General features: G+C 65.6%; 2 protein-coding genes. One reads left to right on the forward strand and one right to left on the reverse strand.

The genetic code is table 11. The features are described from left to right. Positions 1-249: 2-thiouracil desulfurase family protein (locus NBZ83_RS34740; protein WP_261576571.1), on the forward strand; the 249-nt coding region annotated here is incomplete at its 5' end. Here the strand turns inward: NBZ83_RS34740 and NBZ83_RS34745 are convergent. Beyond that, positions 232-421 (reverse strand): CoA transferase (locus NBZ83_RS34745; RefSeq protein ID WP_261576572.1); only part of this gene is annotated, 190 nt, incomplete at its 5' end. The genes NBZ83_RS34740 and NBZ83_RS34745 overlap by 18 nt on opposite strands.

The raw sequence follows: 421 nt of genomic DNA on the forward strand, positions 1-421 counted from the left end.
CTGGAAGCTGCGCAGGCGGCCGGCGTGCAAGTCGCCGTGCTCACCGAGCGCAGCCCGTCTTGCGGTTCTGCGTTTCTCTACGACGGGACATTTTCCAGCCAACTGCAGCAAGGCGAGGGCGTGACGGCGGCGCTGCTGCGCCAATACGGCATCCGAGTGTTCAGCCAGCACCAGCTGGAAGAAGCCGGGCGGCTGCTCGATTCGCTCGATGCGCTGGACCGCGCCGGTTCGTCAATCGGCAAACCGTAGCGGCAAGGCGAGCTGCACGGGCTCGCCGTTCTCCTGCACGACGCTGTTGCGCTCGACAAAGAGCGGATGTTGCAGCGCTTCTTCCATGCGCAGCACGGGCGTGACACAGCAATCGGCATCGGCAAAACGCGCGGTCCATTCTGCTTGCGTGGCGGTCCGGAACAGCGCAGCC

Origin of the sequence: Frankia gtarii (genome assembly GCF_025403375.1) — a bacterium.
In the GTDB taxonomy this organism is placed as follows: Bacteria; Actinomycetota; Actinomycetes; order Frankiales; family Frankiaceae; genus Frankia; species Frankia gtarii.